The 20,380-nt window shown below is 63.4% G+C and carries 23 protein-coding genes; all 23 read right to left on the bottom strand.

What is annotated here, in order from left to right; translation table 11 throughout:
• Positions 1–8: 8 nt before the first annotated feature.
• The 23 genes from rplF to rpoB all read right to left on the bottom strand — a co-directional run bounded on the left by rplF (position 9) and on the right by rpoB (position 20,315).
• Positions 9–542 (bottom strand): 50S ribosomal protein L6, encoded by a 534-nt coding sequence (gene rplF, locus C4901_RS14110; RefSeq protein WP_110137880.1) that lies wholly within the window; start codon positions 540–542, stop codon positions 9–11.
• Between the two features lie 9 nt (positions 543–551).
• Positions 552–941, bottom strand: coding sequence for a 30S ribosomal protein S8 (rpsH, locus tag C4901_RS14115; RefSeq protein WP_205736034.1), 390 nt, complete (start codon positions 939–941; stop codon positions 552–554).
• 10 nt (positions 942–951) lie between these two features.
• On the bottom strand, positions 952–1,257 hold the full coding sequence (gene rpsN, locus C4901_RS14120; protein WP_065972118.1) for a 30S ribosomal protein S14: 306 nt from the start codon (positions 1,255–1,257) through the stop codon (positions 952–954).
• Between the two features lie 9 nt (positions 1,258–1,266).
• Positions 1,267–1,809 carry a 50S ribosomal protein L5 gene (gene rplE, locus C4901_RS14125; RefSeq protein ID WP_110137881.1) on the bottom strand — a complete coding sequence of 181 codons (543 nt, stop codon included), beginning with the start codon at positions 1,807–1,809 and terminating at the stop codon, positions 1,267–1,269.
• 9 nt (positions 1,810–1,818) lie between these two features.
• On the bottom strand, positions 1,819–2,136 hold the full coding sequence (rplX, locus tag C4901_RS14130; protein ID WP_110137882.1) for a 50S ribosomal protein L24: 318 nt from the start codon (positions 2,134–2,136) through the stop codon (positions 1,819–1,821).
• 7 nt (positions 2,137–2,143) lie between these two features.
• A complete protein-coding gene (gene rplN / locus C4901_RS14135; protein WP_110137883.1) occupies positions 2,144–2,512 on the bottom strand; it encodes a 50S ribosomal protein L14 in 369 nt (122 codons plus the stop codon).
• A gap of 71 nt (positions 2,513–2,583) precedes the next feature.
• Positions 2,584–2,856 (bottom strand): 30S ribosomal protein S17, encoded by a 273-nt coding sequence (gene rpsQ / locus C4901_RS14140; RefSeq protein ID WP_110137884.1) that lies wholly within the window; start codon positions 2,854–2,856, stop codon positions 2,584–2,586.
• A 3-nt stretch (positions 2,857–2,859) separates the two neighbouring features.
• Complete coding sequence (gene rpmC, locus C4901_RS14145; RefSeq protein ID WP_110137885.1) at positions 2,860–3,051, bottom strand: 50S ribosomal protein L29; 192 nt, start codon at positions 3,049–3,051, stop codon at positions 2,860–2,862.
• 12 nt (positions 3,052–3,063) lie between these two features.
• Positions 3,064–3,477 carry a 50S ribosomal protein L16 gene (gene rplP, locus C4901_RS14150; RefSeq protein ID WP_110137886.1) on the bottom strand — a complete coding sequence of 138 codons (414 nt, stop codon included), beginning with the start codon at positions 3,475–3,477 and terminating at the stop codon, positions 3,064–3,066.
• 13 nt (positions 3,478–3,490) lie between these two features.
• A complete protein-coding gene (gene rpsC, locus C4901_RS14155; RefSeq protein WP_110137887.1) occupies positions 3,491–4,168 on the bottom strand; it encodes a 30S ribosomal protein S3 in 678 nt (225 codons plus the stop codon).
• Position 4,169: 1 nt separating this feature from the next.
• Positions 4,170–4,511 (bottom strand): 50S ribosomal protein L22, encoded by a 342-nt coding sequence (gene rplV, locus C4901_RS14160; RefSeq protein ID WP_065972126.1) that lies wholly within the window; start codon positions 4,509–4,511, stop codon positions 4,170–4,172.
• Between the two features lie 2 nt (positions 4,512–4,513).
• Complete coding sequence (gene rpsS / locus C4901_RS14165; RefSeq protein ID WP_065972127.1) at positions 4,514–4,792, bottom strand: 30S ribosomal protein S19; 279 nt, start codon at positions 4,790–4,792, stop codon at positions 4,514–4,516.
• Positions 4,793–4,814: 22 nt separating this feature from the next.
• Entirely contained in the window at positions 4,815–5,642 is an 828-nt protein-coding gene (rplB, locus tag C4901_RS14170) for a 50S ribosomal protein L2 (protein ID WP_110137888.1), read from the bottom strand.
• Between the two features lie 8 nt (positions 5,643–5,650).
• On the bottom strand, positions 5,651–5,941 hold the full coding sequence (gene rplW, locus C4901_RS14175; RefSeq protein ID WP_065972129.1) for a 50S ribosomal protein L23: 291 nt from the start codon (positions 5,939–5,941) through the stop codon (positions 5,651–5,653).
• The gene (gene rplD / locus C4901_RS14180) at positions 5,938–6,561 is read right to left on the bottom strand and encodes a 50S ribosomal protein L4 (protein ID WP_110137889.1); all 624 of its coding nucleotides are present in this window, start codon (positions 6,559–6,561) and stop codon (positions 5,938–5,940) included. The genes rplW and rplD overlap by 4 nt, the downstream gene beginning before the upstream one ends.
• Positions 6,558–7,220: a 50S ribosomal protein L3 gene (gene rplC / locus C4901_RS14185; RefSeq protein WP_110137890.1), complete on the bottom strand. Its 663-nt coding sequence runs from the start codon at positions 7,218–7,220 to the stop codon at positions 6,558–6,560. Before rplC ends, rplD begins: the two co-directional genes overlap by 4 nt.
• Before the next feature lie 8 nt (positions 7,221–7,228).
• The gene (gene rpsJ / locus C4901_RS14190) at positions 7,229–7,540 is read right to left on the bottom strand and encodes a 30S ribosomal protein S10 (protein WP_065972132.1); all 312 of its coding nucleotides are present in this window, start codon (positions 7,538–7,540) and stop codon (positions 7,229–7,231) included.
• A 5-nt stretch (positions 7,541–7,545) separates the two neighbouring features.
• Positions 7,546–8,736, bottom strand: coding sequence for an elongation factor Tu (gene tuf / locus C4901_RS14195; RefSeq protein ID WP_110137891.1), 1,191 nt, complete (start codon positions 8,734–8,736; stop codon positions 7,546–7,548).
• A 33-nt stretch (positions 8,737–8,769) separates the two neighbouring features.
• Positions 8,770–10,869, bottom strand: coding sequence for an elongation factor G (gene fusA, locus C4901_RS14200; protein WP_110137892.1), 2,100 nt, complete (start codon positions 10,867–10,869; stop codon positions 8,770–8,772).
• A gap of 38 nt (positions 10,870–10,907) precedes the next feature.
• Positions 10,908–11,378 (bottom strand): 30S ribosomal protein S7, encoded by a 471-nt coding sequence (gene rpsG / locus C4901_RS14205; RefSeq protein WP_065970330.1) that lies wholly within the window; start codon positions 11,376–11,378, stop codon positions 10,908–10,910.
• Between the two features lie 77 nt (positions 11,379–11,455).
• On the bottom strand, positions 11,456–11,830 hold the full coding sequence (gene rpsL / locus C4901_RS14210) for a 30S ribosomal protein S12 (protein ID WP_065970332.1): 375 nt from the start codon (positions 11,828–11,830) through the stop codon (positions 11,456–11,458).
• 123 nt (positions 11,831–11,953) lie between these two features.
• Positions 11,954–16,159, bottom strand: coding sequence for a DNA-directed RNA polymerase subunit beta' (rpoC, locus tag C4901_RS14215; protein ID WP_110137893.1), 4,206 nt, complete (start codon positions 16,157–16,159; stop codon positions 11,954–11,956).
• Positions 16,160–16,223: 64 nt separating this feature from the next.
• Positions 16,224–20,315: a DNA-directed RNA polymerase subunit beta gene (gene rpoB / locus C4901_RS14220; RefSeq protein ID WP_110137894.1), complete on the bottom strand. Its 4,092-nt coding sequence runs from the start codon at positions 20,313–20,315 to the stop codon at positions 16,224–16,226.
• Positions 20,316–20,380: the final 65 nt, after the last annotated feature.

Below are 20,380 nucleotides of genomic sequence, written 5' to 3' on the forward strand. Positions count from 1 at the left end.
GGGTCGCCTTACTTCTTCTTCGCTTCTTTCTTCACCACCACCTCGTCGCTATAGCGCACACCCTTGCCCTTGTAGGGCTCCGGCGGCCTATAGCCACGCACCTCGGCGGCAACCTGGCCCACGCGCTGCTTGTCGGCCCCCTTGATCACGATCTCCGTCTGGCTCGGGGTCTCTATGGTGATACCCGCCGGGATGTCATACACGACCGGGTGCGAAAATCCCAATGTCAGGTTGAGCTTGCGACCCTGAACCGCCGCGCGATAACCCACCCCGACGATCGTAAGGCGGCGCTCGAATCCCCGGGTCACGCCCGTCACCATGTTCTGCACGAGCGCCCGGGTGGTACCCGACAGGGCATTGGCCAAGGTCGATTCATCGGCGGGCACGACGCGCAGGACATTCCCGTCCTGCTCGATGCCCACCAGCTCATGGACACGGTGCGCCAGCTCGCCCTTTGGCCCCTTGATCGTGACATCCGCGCCGTTGCGGCTCAACGCCACGCCCGACGGCAGACTCACTGGATTTTTCGCAACTCGCGACATGCTCGCTCCTTAAACCACCACGCACACGATCTCGCCGCCAAGCCCGGCGCTACGAGCCGCGCGATCCGTCATCATGCCCTTCGAGGTCGACACCACGGCGATCCCCAGCCCCCCGTCAACGGTTGGCAGGGCATCGTGCGACCGGTAGACGCGCCTACCGCCCCGGCTCACACGATCGATGCGTGCAATCACCGGCCGCCCGGCATAATACTTGAGCTCGATCTCGAGCTCGGGTTTCGCGCCCTCGATGAGCCGGAAGTCGTTTACGTACCCTTCCTCCTTCAGGATCTTCGCCAACGCGAGCTTCGGCTTGGATGCCATCATCCGCACGCTGACCTTCTCGGCGCGTTGCGCATTGCGAATGCGGGTCAGCATGTCTGCTATGGGATCGTTCATCATGGCCTTATACCTACCAGCTCGCCTTCACCACGCCCGGGATCTCCCCGCGCATCATCATCTCGCGCAGCTTGTTGCGCCCGAGCCCGAACTTCCGATAGTAGCCCCGCGAGCGCCCCGTCATGTAACAGCGATTGCGCACACGCACCGGGCAGGCGTTTCGGGGCTGCTTCGCAAGCGCCGCCAACGCCTGCTGGCGCTCCTCCTCCGACAGGCGCATGTTGACCGACGCCGCCTTCAGCTCCGCGCGCCGCTGTGCATACTTTGCCACCACCGCCATGCGTTGCCGGTTACGCAAAATCTTCGACTTCTTCGCCATGTCCGCCCCTTAAACGCGAATCGGCAACCGGAAGGCCGTCAGCAGGGCTCGCGCCTCGTCATCGGTCTTGGCCGTTGTCGTTATGGTAATGTCCATCCCCCGGATCGCGTCGATCTTGTCATATTCGATCTCGGGAAAGATGATCTGCTCCTTGATGCCGAGCGAGTAATTCCCCTGCCCGTCGAACGACCGCCCCGGCAGGCCCCGAAAGTCGCGCACGCGCGGCAGCGCAACGCTGATCAGCCGGTCCATGAAATCGTACATGCGCGTGCGCCGCAGCGTCACCTTGCAGCCGATCGGCCAATCCTCGCGCACCTTGAATGCCGCCACCGATTTGCGCGCGCGTGTAACGATCGGCTTCTGCCCGCCAATGGCCTGCATGTCCGCCACCGCGTTCTCGATCACCTTCTTGTCCGCCAGCGCCTCGCCCACGCCCATGTTGAGCGTCACCTTGACGACTCGCGGCACCTGCATCGGATTCTTGTATCCGAACCGGGCCATCAGCTCGGGCCGAATGGTGTTTTCGTACAGCTCCTGAAGCCTGCTCGTCATCGCCTTCCCCTACGCATCCACGACTTCGCCGCTGCGCTTGAAGACGCGCACCTTGCGACCGTCATCCAAGGTCCGAAACCCGACGCGCTCGCCCTTGCCGGTCGCCTTGTTGAACAACGCCACGTTCGCCCCCGACAGCGGCGCCTCGCGCTCGATGATGCCGCCGGTCACGTTCTTGTTGGGGTTCGGGCGCACGTGCCGCTTGACCCGATTCACGTTCTCCACCAACACCCGGCCGTCGGCGTAGACCTTGAGCACATTACCGCGCTTGCCCTTGTCCTTGCCGACGCGCACCAACACTTCATCGCCTTTCCGGATCTTCTGCATGGCGCACCTATATCACTTCGGGGGCTAGCGATATGATCTTCATGAACTGCTCACTGCGCAGCTCACGAGTCACGGGCCCGAAAATGCGCGTACCGACCGGCTGATGCTGGGGGTTCAAAAGCACCGCCGCATTGCTGTCGAACCGCACCACCGAACCATCGGCCCGCCGTACGCCCACCTTGGTGCGCACGATCACGGCGTCGTAGACATCGCCCTTCTTCACGCGCCCGCGCGGGACCGCTTCCTTTATACTGATCTTGATGATGTCGCCGATGCCCGCATAACGGCGCTTCGAGCCACCGAGGACCTTTATGCACTGCACCTTCTTGGCGCCACTATTGTCCGCGACGGACAGCACGCTTTGCATCTGAATCATGGTGTTCCTTCCGTTAGGCGCGCACTGCGTAGCCCGCCATCATAACATCGATTTACCCGGTCCCAAAGGCCCTATACAACAGCGGGGCGGTCCAATACCCGGACGAGCCGCCAGGTCTTGGTCTTCGAAAGCGGACGGCACTGCTCCACCAAGACCAGATCACCTTCCCGGCCCTCATTATTCTCATCGTGCGCATGCAGCTTGGTGCTCCGGCGCACGAACTTCCCATATACGGGGTGTGGCGTCCGCCGCTCGATCAACACGGTGATCGTCTTGTCCATCTTGCTGCTCGTCACCCGGCCGGTCGCCGTACGCGCAGGCTTCTCCACTGTCGTTTCCGTCATGGCCTATCGGCTCCCCACCTGCTGCATAACCGTCAACATCCGCGCGATATCCCGGCGCACCTTCGCGATCTCGCTTACGTTCCGGATCTGCCCGGTGGCGCTTTGCATGCGCAACGTAAACTGTTTCTCCCGCAACGCCTCAAGCTCCTTGCGCTGCTCCTCGACCGACGCCGCCCGCATCTCTTTCAGGTCCATAACCGCCCCTCTTTAGGCCACTTGCCGCGCCACGAACGCGGTCTGCACCGGCAACTTCGCGGCCGCCAGGCGAAACGCGTCGCGCGCCACCGCCTCACTCACCCCTTCCATCTCATAGAGCACCTTGCCGGGCTGGATCAGCGCCACCCAGTACTCGGGGTTGCCTTTTCCTTTACCCATGCGCACCTCGAGCGGCTTTTTCGAGATCGGCTTGTCGGGAAACACGCGGATCCACACCCGGCCGCCACGCTTGATGGAGCGCGTCAGCGCCCGCCGCGCGGCCTCGATCTGACGCGATGTCAGGCGCCCGCGCCCCATGGCCTTCAGCCCGAACTCGCCGAAACTCACCTTGTTCCCGCGCGAGGCGAGCCCGCGGTTGCGGCCCTTGTGTTGCTTGCGAAACTTCGTTCTCTTTGGCTGCAGCATGCGTTCATTGGAATCAGGCCGTGGCCTTCTTCCCCTCCGTCTCCGCGTCCGCGGGGTTCATCTGCCCGTAGATCTCACCCTTGAAGATCCACACCTTGATACCGATCACGCCATACGTCGTATGCGCCTCGGCCACCCCATAATCGATGTCCGCGCGCAACGTATGAAGAGGCACGCGCCCCTCGCGATACCATTCGGTGCGCGCGATCTCGGCGCCGTTCAGACGCCCGGCGCACATGATCTTCACGCCCAGCGCCCCAAGCCGCATGGCGTTGGTCACCGACCGCTTCATGGCGCGACGGAACATGATGCGCTTTTCGAGCTGCTGCGCGATATTTTCCGCGACCAGGGCGGCGTCGAGCTCTGGCTTTCGGATCTCTTCGACATTCAACTGCACGGGCACGCCGGCGAGCTTCGCGAGCTCCTGGCGCATGCGCTCGATGTCCTCACCCTTCTTGCCGATCACGATCCCCGGCCGCGCCGTGCGGATGGTGATCGTCACGCTCTGGGCCGGACGCTGAATGATGATCGAGCTCACCGCGGCATGCGAAAGCTTGGCCTTAAGCCACGCGCGCAGCTCCACGTCGGCACGGATGTTGGCGGCGTACGCCCCGCGATGCGCGTACCACTTCGCCGTCCAATCCTTGACGATCCCAAGCCGCATTCCGATCGGATTGATCTTTTGCCCCATCTCAATTCCCCCCGCTCGCTGCGACCGTGACGCTGATGTGGCTGGTGCGCTTTAAGATCCGCGCCCCGCGGCCCTTCGCGCGGGCATGAAAGCGCTTCATGGACGACGCCCCGTTGATCTGGATCTCCGAGATCTTGAGCTCGTCGACGTCCGCACCCTCGTTGTTCTCGGCATTGGCGATCGCCGACTCCAGCACCTTTTTCACGATGCGCGCCGCCTTCTTCGGGCTGAACGCCAGCACCTCTAACGCCCGTCCCACGGGCAGGCCACGCACCAAGTCCGCCACCAATCGCCCCTTCTGCGGCGACACATGCACGTTCTTCAACACCGCCTTGGTCGCCATCATCAGCCTCCGGATGCCTTCTTGTCCGCGGTATGACCCTTGAAGGTGCGCGTGGCCGCGAACTCGCCCAGCTTATGCCCGACCATGTTGTCCGAGATCAGCACCGGAACGTGCTGGCGCCCGTTGTGCACGGCGATCGTAAGCCCTATGAAATCCGGCATGATCGTCGAGCGGCGCGACCAGGTCTTGATCGGCTTCTTGTTCCCGGTCCTCTGCGCCTCACCGACTTTCCTGGCCAGATGGTCGTCGAGAAACGGTCCCTTCTTAATCGAACGTGGCACGGTGCGCCCTCACACTTTTCAGTTACTTCTGGTACCGACGACGCACGATCATGCCGTCGGTCCGCTTGTTGACTCGTGTCCTATAACCCTTGGTCGGCGTGCCCCACGGGCTTACCGGGTGGCGCCCGCCGGACGTCCGCCCCTCGCCGCCACCATGCGGATGGTCGACCGGATTCATGGCCACGCCGCGCACCGTCGGCCGGATACCGCGCCAACGCGCCGCCCCGGCCTTGCCGAGCTTGCGCAACGAGTGCTCGCCGTTGCCGACCTCGCCGATCGTCGCGCGGCATTCCACGTGGACCTTGCGGACCTCGCCGGATCGCAGCCTAAGCTGGGCGTAGTCCCCTTCGCGCGCCACATACTGCAGCGAGGCCCCGGCCGACCGCCCGATCTGCGCGCCGCGCCCGACCTTCAGCTCCACGCAATGCACGGTGGTACCCACCGGGATATTGCGCAACGGCAGGCAGTTGCCGGCCCGTATCGGCGCATCGCTGCCCGACAGGATCTCCTGACCGACCTCCAGGCCCTTGGCGGCGATGACATAACGCCGTTCGCCGTCGGCGTACAACATGAGCGCGATGTGCGCGCTGCGGTTCGGGTCGTACTCCAAGCGCTCGACACGCGCCGTGATCCCGTCCTTGTCGCGCCTAAAATCGATCAGCCGGTAATGCCGCTTGTGGGCGCCGCCCCGGTGACGCACGGAAACCCGCCCGTTGTTGTTGCGGCCATCAATCTTGGCCTTCTTCTCCACGAGCCCGGCATAGGGCGCGCCCTTATGGAGGCCCGGGTGGACTACCTTGACGAGGCCGCGACGTCCCGCCGACGTGGGTCTTACCTTGACGACTGGCATACTTCCCCCTATTGCCCGGTCCCGAACTGGATATCAAAACCGGGTTTCAAGGCCACATAGGCCTTCTTCACGTCCGATCGCCGCCCGGGGTTCTTGCCACCCTTGGCCTTGCCCTTCAAGACCGTTACTCGCACATCGGCGACCTCGACCTTGAAAAACTTCTCGACGGCCGCCTTCACCGAGGCCTTGGTGGCATCCTTGCGCACGCGAAATACAAACTGCCGATGCTTTTCGGCAAGCCGCGTCGCCTTCTCCGAGACGTGCGGCGCGAGCAACACTCCATAAATGTCGGCCGTCATGCCAGCATCTCCTCAAGCTTCCTCACGGCCCCGACGGTCATGAGCACCTTGTCGTGCGCGATCAACGACACCGGATCCACCCGGTCACTCGGCCGCACCGCGACGCGGTACAGATTGCGTGCCGCAAGCGCAAGCCCGTCGACCGCATTGTCCGCCACGATCAGCACGTCCGGCGACCGCCCACTGATGCCAAACCCCGCCAGGCGCGCCAGGAGCTCCTTGGTCTTGGAGGCCGCCTGTATCTCGTCTACGGTGATCAGCCGGTCCTGACGGATCAATTCCGACATGATCGAGCGCAGCGCGGCGCGCCGCATCTTCTTGTTCACCTTCTGGCTGAAATCCTGGGTCGTCGCCGGGAAGGTCTTACCGCCACCGCGCCATATGGGGCTTCGGATATTGCCCGCGCGCGCCCGCCCGCCGCCTTTCTGCGCCCACGGCTTGCGCGTGCTGCCGCTCACCGCCGAGCGATTCTTTTGCGCGCGTGTGCCCGAGCGTCCACCGGCCTGATAGGCGACCACGATCTGATGCACGAGATGCTCCTTGAAGGGCACCCCGAAGGCCTCATCCGAAACCTCCATTTCCCCGGCGCCGCCGGAGGCCTTCACCACCGTCATCTTCATGATTGCTTGGCCTCCGTCTTGCCGGCCTTCACGGCCGGCCGCACCACCACATCCGAGCCCGCCGATCCGGGGACCGCGCCGCGAATCAGCAGCAGATTGCGCTCGGCGTCCACGCGCACCACCACGAGGTTTTGCTGCGTGCGGATCTTGGCGCCCAGGTGGCCTGCCATCTTCTTGCCGGGAAACACGCGTCCCGGGGTCTGGCGCTGGCCAATGGAGCCGGGCGCGCGGTGCGACAGAGAGTTACCGTGCGACGCGCGCCCACCACCGAAGTGATGGCGCTTGATGACGCCCGCGAAACCCTTACCGATGGTCGTGCCCTGCACATCCACCTTCTGGCCTTCGGCAAAGATATCGACGCGCACCTCCGCGCCGATCTCCAGCCCCTGACCTTCGTCCGCCGCCAACCGGAACTCCCACAGGCTCGCCGCCGGCTCGATCTTCGCCTTGGCGAAATGCCCGGCCTGCGCCTTGGTGACCCGCGAAGGCCGCCGCGTGCCGGCGGCTATCTGTACCGCGCGGTAGCCGTCGGTCGCGACGTCCTTGATCTGCGCCACATGATTGCGCTCGACCGCCACCACCGTCACCGGCGCCACCGTGCCGTCGGCGGCAAACACGCGGCTCATGCCAATCTTCTTGCCCACTATTCCGAGTGCCATGACCGCTCCTAACTCACCTTGATCTCGACGTCCACGCCGGCCGCGAGATTCAGCTTGAGAAGCGCGTCCACCGTCTTCTCCGTAGGCTCGATGATGTCCATGATGCGCTTATGCGTGCGAATCTCGAACTGATCACGCGAGCTCTTATCCACGTGCGGTGAACGCAACAGGGTGTACCGCTCGATCTTGGTCGGCAAAGGAATCGGGCCCTTGACGATGGCGCCGGTCCGTTTCGCGGTATCGACGATTTCCGAAGCCGAGCGATCAATAAGCCTATGATCGAAGGCCTTGAGACGAATTCTGATCTTTTGGTTGGCCATGGTCCCTACTCAAGTATCTTCGACACCACGCCCGCGCCCACCGTACGACCGCCCTCGCGGATGGCAAACCGCAGGCCTTCCTCCATGGCGATCGGACTGATGAGGCTGATCGTGAGCCGGACGTTGTCGCCGGGCATCACCATTTCGGTCCCGGCGGGCAGATCGCAGGACCCGGTGACGTCGGTGGTCCGGAAATAGAACTGCGGGCGGTAACCCTGGAAGAACGCCGTATGGCGCCCGCCTTCCTCCTTGCTCAGGACATAGACCTCGGCCTCGAAGCGGGTATGGGGCTTGATGCTGCCGGGCTTGCACAGCACCTGGCCGCGCTCGACCTCTTCGCGCTTGGTGCCGCGCAACAGCACGCCGATGTTGTCGCCGGCCTGACCCTGATCGAGCAGCTTGCGGAACATCTCGACGCCGGTGACGGTGGTCTTCACGGTATCCCGCAGGCCCACGATCTCGACCTCATCGCCGACCTTCACGATGCCACGCTCGACCCGTCCGGTCACGACCGTGCCACGTCCGGAGATCGAGAACACGTCCTCGACGGGCATGAGGAAGGCGCCGTCGATGGCGCGCTCGGGCTGCGGAATGTAGCTGTCCAGGGCCTCGGCGAGCTTTATGATCGCGGCCTCGCCGATCTCGGAGGTGTCCCCCTCGAGGGCCTTCAGGGCCGAGCCCACCACGATCGGGGTCTTGTCCCCCGGGAACTCGTAACGGTCGAGGAGCTCGCGCACCTCCATCTCCACGAGTTCCAGGAGCTCCTTGTCGTCGACCATGTCGGCCTTGTTCAGGAACACCACGATATAGGGCACGCCCACCTGGCGGGCGAGCAGGATGTGCTCGCGGGTCTGGGGCATGGGGCCGTCGGCCGCCGATACCACCAGGATCGCGCCGTCCATCTGCGCGGCGCCGGTGATCATGTTCTTGATGTAGTCGGCATGCCCCGGGCAGTCGACGTGCGCGTAGTGGCGCTGGGGCGTCTGATACTCCACGTGCGCGGTGGCGATGGTGATGCCGCGGGCGCGCTCCTCGGGGGCGTTGTCGATCTGGTCGTAGGCCTTGAACTCGCCCCCGAACTTCGTCGACAGGACCTTGGTCAGGGCCGCCGTGAGCGTGGTCTTGCCATGATCGACGTGGCCTATCGTGCCCACATTCAGATGGGGCTTCGTGCGTTCAAATTTTCCCTTGGACACCGTGGGTACCTCGTAGGCTGAATCGTTTTCGTTCTAACTGGCTTTCTTAATGACCTGTTCTGCGATATTGCTCGGCGCCACCGCATAGCGCTTGAACTCCATCGCATAGGTCGCGCGGCCCTGCGTCGCCGAACGCAGCGAGGTCGCGTACCCGAACATCTCGGCAAGCGGTACCTCGGCGCGCACGACCTTGCCGGCCGGCGCCTCTTCCATGGCCTGAATGACCCCGCGCCGCGAGCTCAGATCGCCGTTCACGCTGCCCATGTAATCCTCGGGCGTCACCACCTCGACAGCCATGATCGGCTCGAGAAGCGCCGGATCGGCCTTCAGGCACCCCTCACGAAACGCCATGCTGGCGGCCATCTTGAAGGCGTTTTCCGACGAGTCGACCTCGTGGTAGGACCCGTAATAGAGGGCCACCTTGACATCCACCACCGGGAAACCCGCCTGAATACCGCGCTCGAGGGCCTCGCGCACCCCCTTCTCGACCGCCGGTATGTACTCCCGCGGGATCACGCCACCCTTGATCTCGTCGACGAACTCAAAACCCTTCCCGGGCTCCTGCGGCTCGATGCGCAGAAACACATGCCCGTACTGGCCGCGCCCGCCGCTCTGCTTGGCAAACTTGTGCTCCTGCTCGACCTTCTTGCGAATGGTCTCGCGGTAGGCCACCTGCGGCTTACCGACGCTCGCCTCGACCCCGAACTCGCGCTTCATGCGATCGACGATGATCTCCAGGTGCAGCTCGCCCATGCCCGATATGATGGTCTGTCCGGATTCCTCATCGGTGCGCACACGGAACGACGGGTCCTCCTGGGCCAGCCGCCCAAGCGCGAGCCCCATCTTCTCCTGATCAGCCTTGGTCTTTGGTTCCACCGCCTGCGAAATGACGGGCTCCGGGAACTCCATGCGCTCAAGCGTGACCACGCGCTCGGGGTTGCATAGCGTATCGCCCGTGGTCATGTTCTTCAGCCCCACGGCCGCGGCGATGTCGCCGGCATGCACTTCCTTGATCTCGTCGCGATGATTGGCATGCATCTGCAAGAGCCGCCCGACGCGCTCTTTTTTGGACTTGACCGGGTTGAACACCGAGTCACCGCTCTTCAGCACCCCGGAATAGACCCGGAAGTAGACGAGCTGGCCCACAAACGGGTCGGTCGCTATCTTGAACGCCAGCGCCGCAAACGGCGCGTCATCATCGGCCGGACACTCGACCTCCGTGCCCTCCTTGTCGTCCAGATGCCCCACGATCGCCTTCTTCTCCCTCGGCGACGGCAGGTAGTCGATGACCGCGTCGAGCATCGACTGCACACCCTTGTTTTTGAACGCCGAGCCGCACAAGGTCACGACGATCTGCGAGGCCAGACTACGCGCGCGCAGGCCCGCCTTGATCTCCTCGGTCGTCAGCGTCTCCCCGCCGAGGTATTTGTCCATCAAAACCTCGTTGGCCTCGGCGGCGGCCTCGATCATGTGTTCGCGCCACTTCTCGCACTCCGCACGCATCTCCGATGGGATCTCGCGCTCCTCGAAGCGCATGCCCTGGGTCGCATCGTCCCAATAGATCGCCTTCATCTTCACGAGATCCACGACCCCCTGAAAACGATCCTCGGCGCCGATCGGCAACTGGATGGGCACGGGTATCGCGCCCAGGCGCACCCGCACCTGTTCCACCACCCGCAGGAAATTCGCGCCCGCGCGGTCCATCTTGTTCACGAACGCGATACGCGGCACACCGTACTTGTTGGCCTGCCGCCACACCGTCTCCGACTGCGGCTCGACCCCGCCTACCGCGCAGAACAGCGCGCACGCCCCGTCAAGCACGCGCAGCGAACGCTCCACCTCGATGGTGAAGTCCACGTGACCGGGTGTATCGATGATATTGATGCGGTGCTCGGGGTAATTCGCGGCCATGCCTTTCCAGAAACAGGTGGTCGCCGCCGATGTGATCGTAATCCCGCGCTCCTGCTCCTGCTCCATCCAGTCCATGACGGCCGCGCCCTCATGAACCTCCCCGATCTTGTGGGACACGCCCGTGTAGAACAGGATCCGCTCCGTGGTGGTGGTCTTGCCGGCATCGATATGCGCCATGATGCCGATGTTGCGATAACGGTCGATTGGTGTCGTACGAGCCACGGCCAGATCCTTACGCTAAATTCGTGAGTTTGCGTCTTCTACCAGCGATAATGGGAGAACGCCTTATTGGCTTCCGCCATGCGGTGCACTTCCTCGCGCTTCTTGACCGCGTTGCCACGACGCTCGGCGGCATCGAGCAATTCCCCTGCCAGCCGCGCACCCATGGACTTCTCGCCGCGCGAGCGCGCCGCGTCGACGACCCAGCGCATCGCCAGGGCCAGCTGCCGGCCCGGACGCACCTCGACCGGCACCTGATAGGTCGCACCGCCCACCCGCCGGCTCTTGACCTCGACCAGGGGCTTGGCATTGTCGATGGCCTGCTGAAACACGGCCAGCGGCTCGCCCTTGTTCCGCGAAGCGATCGTCTCAAGCGCCCCGTAGATGATCTTCTCGGCCACCGACTTCTTGCCGCTTTGCATCACCACGCTCATGAACTTCGTGAGCATCTCGCTCCCGTATTTCGGATCGGGCCGCGTCGGGCGCTTGGGAACTTCTCTTCTTCTCGGCATATTCTCAACCTTCACACCATTTCGAACGAGAAAACGCCGCACCTTGGATGTGCGGCGTACCCTGCTTCATGTCAGCCTTAGGATTTCGGCCGCTTGGCCCCATACTTCGAGCGGCCCTGTCGGCGATCCGCGACACCTGCGGTATCCAGCGACCCACGCACCGTGTGGTAGCGCACACCCGGCAAGTCCTTCACGCGGCCTCCGCGAATGAGGACAACCGAGTGCTCCTGGAGGTTGTGGCCCTCGCCTCCTATGTAGCTCGTGACCTCGTAGCCGTTCGTGAGACGCACACGCGCGACCTTCCGCAGCGCCGAGTTCGGCTTCTTCGGGGTCGTCGTGTAAACGCGCGTACAGACGCCACGCTTTTGCGGGCAGGCATTCAGGGCCGGCACCGTCGTCTTCTTCTGCGGCTGTACCCGCGGCTTACGGACCAACTGGTTAATCGTGGGCATTCATGACTCCGATGCAAATGCTGGCCTTAGGCCCCAATGCACAAACGGGCCTGGCTTCAAAGGTGCGCGATTGTAGGCATAACGGCGGCCCCTGTCAAGAGCGCTTCGACAGGGGCCGATCCTTTAAGCCGACACCGCCTTATCGCCGCCGTCGCCCTTGTCACGCGTGGGCAACAGGGCCTCGCGCAGGGCGGTGGCTTCGTCCTTCTCGTCGGCGCGCTTGCGCTTGCGCTCCTGATGATGCGCGAGCCCGCTTCCGGCCGGGATCAGGCGGCCCACGATGACGTTTTCCTTCAAGCCGCGCAGCCGATCGCGCTTGCCGCTTATGGCCGCCTCGGTCAGGACCCGCGTCGTTTCCTGGAAGGACGCCGCCGAGATGAACGACTCGGTGGCGAGCGAGGCCTTGGTGATGCCAAGCAGCAGGCGCTCGCCGGTGGCGGGCCGCTTCCCGGCCGCCTCCACCTCTTCATTGGCATCAAGCAACCGCGCCCGCTCGATCTGCTCACCGGGCAGGAACTGGGTGTCACCGGCATCGATGATGCGCACCTTGCGCAGCATCTGGCGCACGATCACCTCGATGTGCTTGTCGTTGATCTTCACGCCCTGCAGCCGATAGACATCCTGGACCTCGTCAACGATGAAGTTGGCCATGGCCTCGACACCGAGCAGCCGCAGGATGTCCGACGACACCGGGGGACCATCGACGATCGCCTCGCCCTGTTCCACGGTCTCGCCCTCGAACACCATGATGTGGCGGCCCTTCGGAATCAGATATTCGTGTTCCTCGCCACCCTTGTCGGTGATCAGCAGCCGCTGCTTGCCCTTGGTGTCCTTGCCAAACGACACCACACCACTCGTCTCCGCGAGGATGGCGTGATCCTTGGCCTTGCGCGCCTCGAAGAGCTCGGCCACGCGCGGCAGACCCCCTGTGATATCGCGTGTCTTGGAGCTCTCCTGCGGGATGCGGGCGAGCACGTCGCCCACCCCAATCTTGAGCCCATCCTCGACGGTGATGATGGCGCCCGGCGGCAGCATGTATTTCGCCGGGATGTCGGTGCCTGGTATGAAAAGGCCCTTACCCTTCTCATCCAAAAGCGCGATCATCGGACGGATGTCCTTGGCCCCCGAGCGGTGCTTCGGATCCAGGACCACGTAGGTGCTAAGCCCTGTCACCTCATCGGTCTGCTTGTTGACGGTCACCCCGTCGATCAGGTCCGTGAAGGCCACGTTGCCCGCCACTTCGGTGATGATGGGATGGGTATGGGGATCCCAGTTTGCCACTACGCGCCCGGCCTTGACCTTGTCGCCTTCGCTCACGTTCAGAATGGCGCCATAGGGCACCTTGTAGCGCTCGCGGTCACGCCCGTGATCGTCTTGCACGACGAGCTCGCCGGAACGCGACACCGCCACATTGTTGCCGCTCGCGTGACGGATCAGCTTCAGGTTGTTAAAGCGTACCGAACCGTTGGACTTGACCTCGATCCCGCTCACCGCCGTCGCGCGCGATGCCGCGCCGCCGATGTGGAAGGTGCGCATGGTGAGCTGGGTCCCGGGCTCGCCGATGCTCTGCGCCGCGATCACGCCCACCGCCTCGCCTTGGTTTACGAGATGACCCCGTCCCAGGTCGCGCCCGTAGCACAACGCGCAGATCCCGTAACGGGTCTCGCAGGTCACGGGCGAACGCACGATCACCTGGTCGATATTGCGCTCCTCGAGCAGGCGCACCTTGCGCTCGTCGAGCAGTGCGTTATGCGCCACCAGCACGCTGTTGTCGGCCGGATCGACGACGTCCCCTATGACCACGCGCCCGAGCACGCTCTCGCGCAGCGGCACCACCACCTCGCCGCCCTCCACGATCACGCTCTTGCGGATCCCGATCTGGGTGCCGCAATCAGGCTCCGTGACCACCAGGTCCTGGCACACGTCGACGAGCCGCCGCGTCAGGTAGCCGGAATTCGCCGTCTTCAAGGCGGTGTCGGCCAAGCCCTTGCGCGCGCCGTGCGTCGAGATGAAGTACTGCAGTACGTTCAGGCCCTCGCGGAAATTCGCCGTGATCGGCGTCTCGATGATGGACCCGTCGGGCTTGGCCATGAGACCGCGCATGCCGGCGAGCTGGCGAATCTGGGCGGCGCTACCGCGCGCGCCGGAGTCCGCCATCATATAAATGGAGTTGAACGACGGCTGGGTCACCACCTTGCCTTCGGCATCGGTGACGTCCTCGACGCCGAGCTTGTCCATCATCGACTTGGCCACGCGCTCGCTGGTATGGGTCCAGATGTCCACGACCTTGTTGTAACGCTCGCCGTCGGTGAGCAGTCCGGACGCGTACTGCGTCTGAATACCGCGCACCTCGGCCTCGGCATCGCCGATGATCTTGGCCTTCTCGGCGGGCGTCACCATGTCGTTCACGCCGATCGAGATGCCGGCGCGCGCCGCAAACGCAAAGCCCGTATACATGAGCTGGTCGGCGAAGATCACGGTCTCCTTCAGGCCGACCTGCCGGTAGCAGGCATTGATGAGCTCCGAGATGGTCTTTTTCTTAAGATCGCGGTTCACCAGCGCAAACGGCAGGCCGTCCGGCAGAAGCTCCGACAGCAGCGCCCGGCCGACGGTCGTCTCGACGAGCTTTACGGTCTTCACCTTGTTGCCGGCGTCGTCGATCGTGACCTCCGGGATGCGCACGCGGCACTTGGCGTGCAGCGCCACCTTGCGGCTCTCGTAGGCGCGATGCACCTCGGCCACGTCCGCAAACACCTTGCCCTCGCCGAGCGCGTTTACGCGCACGCGGGTCATGTAGTAGAGCCCGAGCACGATATCCTGCGAAGGAACGATGATCGGCTCGCCATTCGCCGGCGACAGGATGTTGTTCGAGGACATCATGAGGCTGCGCGCCTCGAGCTGGGCCTCCAAAGAAAGCGGGACGTGCACCGCCATCTGATCGCCGTCGAAGTCGGCGTTGTAGGGCGCGCACACCAGCGGGTGGAGCTGGATGGCCTTACCCTCGACGAGCACGGGCTCGAAGGCCTGAATGCCCAGACGGTGGAGCGTGGGCGCCCGGTTCAACAGCACCGGATGCTCGCGAATGACCTCCTCGAGTATGTCCCAGACCTCGGGGCTCGCCTGCTCGACCATCTTCTTCGCGGCCTTGATGGTCGTCGCCAGTCCGCGCATCTCGAGCTTGCTGAAGATAAAGGGCTTGAAGAGCTCGAGCGCCATCTTCTTCGGGAGACCGCACTGATGCAGTTTGAGGGCGGGACCGACCACGATGACCGAGCGCCCGGAGTAGTCCACGCGCTTGCCGAGCAGGTTCTGCCGGAAGCGCCCCTGCTTGCCCTTGATCATGTCGGCAAGCGACTTCAGCTGGCGCTTATTGGCGCCGGTGATGGCCTTGCCACGGCGCCCGTTGTCGAGCAGCGCGTCGACCGCCTCCTGCAGCATGCGCTTTTCGTTGCGCACGATGATATCGGGGGCGTTCAGGTCCAAGAGCCGCTTCAGACGATTGTTGCGGTTGATCACGCGCCGATACAGATCGTTCAGGTCCGAGGTCGCGAACCGGCCACCGTCGAGCGGCACCAGCGGCCGAAGCTCTGGTGGCAGCACCGGCAGAATCTCGATGACCATCCATTCCGGGCGGTTCCCGGAATGCAGGAACGCCTCTATGACCTTCAGGCGCTTGGCGAGCTTCTTGATCTTGGTCTCCGAGGTCGTGCCACCCAACTCCTCGCGCAGCTTGGCGGCCTCTCCGGCGAGATCGATGCCACGCAGAAGATCGCGAACCGCCTCGGCCCCCATGCGTGCGTCGAACTCGTCACCATATTGCTCGATGGCCTCGAGATAGGAGTCCTCCGACAAGAGCTGGCTGCGCTCGAGCGGCGTCATGCCCGGGTCCACGACCACATAGGCCTCGAAGTACAACACGCGCTCGATGTCGCGCAAGGTCATATCGAGGACCAGACCCATGCGCGAGGGCAGGGATTTCAGGAACCAGATGTGCGCGACCGGGCTTGCCAGCTCGATGTGCCCCATGCGTTCCCGGCGCACCTTCGAGAGCGTCACCTCGACCCCACACTTCTCGCAGATCACGCCACGATGCTTCAGGCGCTTGTACTTGCCGCACAGGCACTCGTAGTCCTTGATGGGGCCGAAGATCTTCGCGCAGAACAACCCGTCGCGCTCAGGTTTGAACGTACGATAATTGATCGTCTCGGGCTTCTTGACCTCGCCGAACGACCACGAGCGTATCTTGTCCGGGGATGCCAAGCCGATCCGGATGGAATCGAAATCCTCGGTCTTGCCTGCCTGCTTAAACAAATTGAATAGGTCTTTCAAGTCGATCTCCTCAACGCGGCCGTGATCCCGGCCTGTCGTTTGCGGTCAAATATCGCAGAGCGGGTTATCCTTGATCGAGCTCGATATCGATACCGAGCGAACGGATCTCCTTGATGAGCACATTGAACGACTCGGGCATGCCAGCCTCCATCTTATGGTCGCCCTTCACGATGTTCTCGAACATCTTGGTCCGGCCCGTCACATCATCCGACTTCACGGTCAGCATCTCCTGCAAGGTATAGGCGGCCCCGTAGGCCTCCAGCGCCCACACCTCCATTTCCCCGAACCGCTGGCCTCCGGACTGCGCCTTGCCGCCAAGCGGCTGCTGCGTCACGAGGCTGTACGGACCGGTCGAGCGGGCATGCATCTTGTCATCGACGAGATGGTTCAGTTTCAGCATGTACATGTAACCGACGGTGATGGGCCGGTCGAACGCCTCTCCAGTGCGGCCGTCATACAGCGTCGTCTGGCCGGTACGCGGCAAATCGGCGAGCTCCAGGAGGTCCATGATCTCCTCCTCGGTGGCCCCATCGAACACCGGCGTCGCTATCGGCACACCCTTCACCAGATTGCCGGCAAGGGCCACGACATCGCCATCGTCAAGCGACGCGAGATCCTCCCTCTGGCCCCCGCCGTTATAGACCTTCTCCAGGAACTCGCGCAGCTTGGCGGCCGCCACATGCTGCTTTAGCATTTCATTGATCTTGTTGCCGAGCCCGCGCGCCGCCCACCCGAGATGGGTCTCCAGGACCTGGCCCACGTTCATGCGCGATGGCACGCCAAGCGGGTTCAGAACGATGTCAACGGTGTCGCCGTTGGCCATGTAGGGCATGTCCTCCACGGGCACGATGCGCGATATGACACCCTTGTTGCCGTGCCGTCCGGCCATCTTGTCGCCAGGCTGAAGCCTGCGCTTCACGGCCACATAGACCTTGACCATCTTCAGCACGCCGGGCGGCAGATCGTCGCCGGCGATGAGCTTCTGACGCTTCTCCTCGAGCCTCGCGTCAAACTCGATCTTCTGCTGCGCCAAGTGGTCGCGAATGGCCTCGACCGCCTCGCTCACCTCCTCGTCACGCATCCGGACCTCGAACCATTGCGCATGGTTCAGCCCCTCGAGATAGCCCTTGGTGACCTTGTCGCCGGCCTTCAGGCCCTTGGGACCGCCTTCCGCGACCTTGCCCAAAAGCAGGTTCTCGATGCGGCCGAAGGCATCGTTCTCGACGATCCGATACTGGTCGTTCAAGTCCTTGCGGATACCGACCAGGGCCTGCTCCTCGTTCTGGCGCGCACGCGCATCCTTCTCGACGCCGTCGCGCGTGAATACCTGCACATCGATGACCGTCCCCGACATGCCCGAAGGCAGCCGCAAGGAGCTATCCTTCACATCGGAGGCCTTTTCCCCGAAGATCGCGCGCAGCAACTTCTCTTCGGGCGTGAGCTGCGTCTCGCCCTTGGGCGTGACCTTGCCCACGAGGATGTCACCCGGATTCACCTCGGCGCCGATATAGATGATCCCCGACTCATCGAGCTTGGACAGCGCGCCCTCGCCCACGTTCGGGATGTCACGCGTGATCTCCTCGGGCCCGAGCTTGGTGTCGCGTGATACGGTCGAGAGCTCCTCGATGTGAATGGTCGTGAACGTATCGTCCTCGACCACGCGCTCGGATATCAGGATCGAATCCTCGAAGTTGTATCCGTTCCACGGCATGAACGCGATCAGGACGTTGCGCCCGAGCGCGAGCTCCCCCATGTCGGTCGAGGGTCCATCGGCCAGCACATCCCCCCTGGCGATCATGTCGCCTACGCGCACCAGCGGCTTCTGGTTGATGTTCGTGTTCTGATTCGAGCGCGTGTACTTGATGAGGTTATAGATGTCGACACCCGCCTTGTCGGTCTCGGTCTCCTCGTCATTGACACGCACCACGATACGGCTTGCATCCACCGAGTCCACGCGCCCGCCGCGCCGCGCCGTGACCGCGACCCCCGAGTCCACCGCCACGGTCCGCTCCATGCCGGTCCCGACGAGCGGCTTCTCGGACCGCAGCGTGGGCACCGCCTGGCGCTGCATGTTCGACCCCATGAGCGCGCGGTTCGCGTCGTCATGCTCAAGAAACGGGATGAGCGAGGCGGCCACCGACACGATCTGCGCCGGCGCCACGTCGATGTAATCGACCTTCGATACCGCCGACAGCGTGAACTCGTTGCGATGGCGACACGACACCATCTCGTCGGTCAGGTTTCCGTCGGCATCGACCGCGGCATTGGCCTGGGCGATGATGAATTTGCCTTCCTCGATCGCCGACAGATACTCGATCTTGTCGGTCACGCGGCCATCGACCACCTTGCGGTAGGGTGTCTCAAGAAAACCGTACTCGTTGGTGCGCGCATAGACCGCGAGCGAATTGATAAGCCCGATGTTCGGCCCTTCCGGGGTCTCGATCGGGCACACCCGGCCGTAATGCGTCGGATGCACGTCCCGTACCTCGAAGCCCGCGCGTTCGCGCGTAAGCCCGCCGGGTCCGAGCGCCGACACGCGGCGCTTGTGTGTAACCTCGGACAACGGATTGGTCTGATCCATGAACTGCGAGAGCTGGCTCGACCCGAAGAACTCCTTGATGACCGCCGACACCGGCTTGGCGTTGATGAGTTCCTGCGGCATCAGGTTCTCGGACTCGGCCAGGCTCAGGCGCTCCTTGACCGCGCGCTCGACACGCACGAGCCCGATCCGGAACTGGTTCTCGGCGAGCTCGCCCACGGAGCGCACGCGGCGGTTTCCGAGATGGTCGATATCGTCGATCTCGCCCTGGCCGTTTTTCAGGCCGATCAGCACCTTCATGACATCGATGATGTCGTCGCGGCTCAGGATGCCGGGGCCCTCGTCGCTTGCGCGCCCGAGGCGGCGGTTGAACTTCATGCGCCCGACGGCCGACAGATCGTAGCGGTCGAGACTGAAAAACAGGCTCGAAAAGAGGTTCTGCGCGGCCTCTTTCGTGGGCGGCTCACCGGGACGCATCATGCGATAAATCTCGATCTGCGCCTCCATGGCATCGCGCGTCGAATCGATCCGCAACGTGTCGGATATATACGAGCCGCGGTCGAGCTCGTTTGTGTAGAGCGTGCGGATCTCGGCGATGCCGGCCTTCATGAACTTCTGGATCAGATCCGCCGTCACCACCTCGTTGGCCTGGGCGATCAACTCCCCGGTGCCGGCATCGATGACGTCCTCGCCGAGCGGGCGGCCCGCCAGAAACGCCACGACATGTTCCGGCGGAATGGCAAGCTCCGTCATCTTGGCCTTGTCGAGCTCACGCACGTGGCGCGCGGTGATGCGCTGGTCTTTCTTCACGATCACCTCGCCGGTGGGCGATGTGATGTCGAAATCGGCCTGATCGCCGCGCAGCCTCTGCGCGATCAGCTTGAGGCGCACATTGCCGTCGGACAGCAGGAAGGTGTCCATCTCGAAAAACGTCTGCAGGATGTCCTGACCGCTCATGCCGAGCGCGCGCAGAAGGGTCGTGGCCGGCAGCTTGCGGCGCCGGTCGATGCGCACATACAGGAAATCCTTCGGGTCGAACTCGAAATCGAGCCACGAACCGCGATAAGGAATGATGCGCGCGGAGAACAACAGCTTCCCGGATGAATGGGTCTTGCCGTAATCGTGATCGAAGAACACCCCGGGCGACCTGTGCAGCTGGAAGACAATGACGCGCTCGGTGCCGTTGATGATGAAGGTGCCGTTTTCGGTCATGAGCGGGATCTCGCCCAGATAGACCTCCTGCTCCTTGATGTCGCGCACCGACTTGGCGCCGGTCGTCTCATCCTTCGAAAACACCACGAGACGCAAAAGCACGCGCAGCGGGGCGGCGTAGATGAGCCCGCGCTGCTGGCACTCCTTGACATCGAACAGGGGCGTTCCGAGCCGATAGCTCACAAACTCGAGGGCCGCCGTCCCGTTGTAGGATTCGATCGGAAACACGGACTTGAACGCCGCCTGCAGCCCCTGATCGATGCGCTGGGTGCGTTCGACCTCGGCCTGCAAAAACCCCTGATACGACTCTTTCTGGGTCGCGAGCAGATACGGAACTTGCAAGAGGCTCGGGCGCTTGCCGAAACTCTTACGGATGCGCTTTCTCTCGGTGAATGAATAGCTCATAGGTTCCTCAGCTCTGGATATCCGGATGATTCCGAACGATAAACAAAGACGGACAGGCCGGTTCT

Source organism: Acidiferrobacter sp. SPIII_3, from assembly GCF_003184265.1.
GTDB lineage: Bacteria > Pseudomonadota > Gammaproteobacteria > Acidiferrobacterales > Acidiferrobacteraceae > Acidiferrobacter.